Origin of the sequence: Streptococcus cristatus (genome assembly GCF_003943535.1) — a bacterium.
GTDB lineage: Bacteria > Bacillota > Bacilli > Lactobacillales > Streptococcaceae > Streptococcus > Streptococcus cristatus_L.
On the sequence record NZ_RJPU01000020.1, the window covers coordinates 1 to 2,169 of the forward strand.

General features: G+C 49.3%; 1 protein-coding gene and 1 pseudogene. One reads left to right on the top strand and one right to left on the bottom strand.

Translation table 11 applies throughout. The annotated features are described in order from the left end of the window. Positions 1 to 310, bottom strand: a pseudogene (locus D8790_RS10600) (hypothetical protein); the annotation flags it as partial. A gap of 1,313 nt (positions 311 to 1,623) precedes the next feature. Here D8790_RS10600 and D8790_RS10610 point away from each other — a divergent pair. Further along, entirely contained in the window at positions 1,624 to 2,040 is a 417-nt protein-coding gene (locus D8790_RS10610; RefSeq protein ID WP_185761950.1) for a hypothetical protein, read from the top strand. The last annotated feature ends 129 nt before the right edge of the window (positions 2,041 to 2,169 follow it).

Sequence of the window (2,169 nt, forward strand, 5' to 3'; positions counted from 1 at the left end):
AGTGAATCAGCTTCAACGTCATTGAGCACCAGCCAGTCAGTCTCAGCAAGTGAATCAGCTTCAGCATCAGTAAGCTTGAGTCAATCAGTTTCAACAAGTGCCTCTGCTTCAACGTCATTGAGCCTGAGTCAATCTGTCTCAGCAAGTGCCAGTGCTTCAGCATCAGTAAGCTTGAGTCAATCCGTTTCAATAAGCACAAGCGCCTCAACTTCATTGAGCACCAGCCAGTCTGTCTCAGTAAGTGCCAGTGCTTCAGCCTCATTGAGCCTGAGTCAATCAGTTTCAACAAGCGAGTCTGCTTCAGCGTCATTGAGCACAAGTCTCAGTGCCTCACTCAGTGCCTCAGATTCAGCCAGCACGAGCCTGACTGGCTGGTGCTCAATGACGTTGAAGCTGATTCACTTGCTGAGACTGACTGGCTCAAGCTTATTGACGCTGAAGCAGACTCGCTTGCTGATACAGACTGGCTGGTGCTCAATGACGTTGAAGCTGATTCACTTGTTGAAACTGACTGGCTCAGGCTTACTGATGCTGAAGCTGATTCACTTGCTGATACAGACTGGCTCAAGCTCAATGAGGTTGAANCAGATTCACTTGCTGAAACTGACTGGCTCAGACTTACTGATGCTGAAGCTGATTCACTTGTTGAAACTGACTGGCTTGCGCTCAATGACGCTGAAGCAGACTCGCTTGCTGAGACTGACTGGCTCAGACTTACTGATGCTGAAGCACTGGCACTTGCTGAGACAGATTGACTCAGGCTCAATGACGTTGAAGCAGAGGCACTTGTTGAAACTGATTGACTCAAGCTTACTGATGCTGAAGCTGATTCACTTGCTGAGACTGACTGGCTGGTGCTCAATGACGTTGAAGCTGATTCACTTGCTGAGACTGACTGGCTCAGGCTTACTGATGCTGAAGTGCTTGTGCTTGCTGAGACTGACTGGCTCAGGCTCAATGACGCTGAGGCAGATTCACTTGCTGAAACTGATTGACTCAAGCTCATTGACGCTGAAGCAGACTCGCTTGCTGAGACTGACTGGCTGGTGCTCAATGACGTTGAAGCTGATTCACTTGTTGAAACTGACTGGCTCAGGCTTACTGATGCTGAAGCACTGGCACTTGTTGAGACTGACTGGCTCAAGCTCATTGACGCTGAAGCTGATTCACTTGTTGAAACTGATTGACTCAGGCTCAATGATGCTGAAGCACTTGCACTTACTGAGACAGACTGGCTGGCGCTCAATGAAGCTGAGGCACTTGCTGAAACTGACTGGCTCAGGCTTACTGATGCTGAAGCACTGGCACTTACTGAGACAGACTGGCTCAGGCTTACTGATGCTGAAGCACTTGCGCTTACTGAGACAGACTGGCTGGCGCTCATTGACGCTGAGGCACTTGTGCTTACTGATACAGACTGGCTGGTGCTCAATGAGGTTGAAGCTGATTCACTTGCTGAAACTGACTGGCTCAGGCTTACTGATGCTGAAGCACTTGCACTTACTGAGACAGACTGGCTCAGGCTTACTGATGCTGAAGCACTTGCGCTTGCTGAGACAGACTGGCTGGTGCTCAGTGACGCTGAAGCACTTGCGCTTGTTGAGATAGACTGGCTGGCGCTCAATGAAGTTGAAGCACTTGCACTTGTTGAAACGGATTGACTCAAGCTCAATGACGCTGAAGCAGACTCGCTTGTTGAAACTGATTGACTCAGGCTCAATGATGCTGAAGCACTTGCACTTACTGAGACAGACTGGCTGGTGCTCAATGAAGTTGAAGCTGATTCACTTGCTGAAACTGACTGGCTGGTGCTCAATGAAGTTGAAGCTGAGGCACTTGCTGAAACTGACTGGCTCAGGCTTACTGATGCTGAAGCACTTGCACTTGTTGAAACTGATTGACTCAAGCTTACTGATGCTGAAGCACTTGCACTTACTGAGACAGACTGGCTCAGGCTTACTGATGCTGAAGCACTTGCGCTTGCTGAGACAGACTGGCTGGTGCTCAGTGACGCTGAAGCACTTGCGCTTGTTGAGATAGACTGGCTGGCGCTCAATGAAGTTGAAGCACTTGCACTTGTTGAAACGGATTGACTCAAGCTCAATGACGCTGAAGCAGACTCGCTTGTTGAAACGGATTGACTCAAGCTCAATGACGCTGAAGCAGACT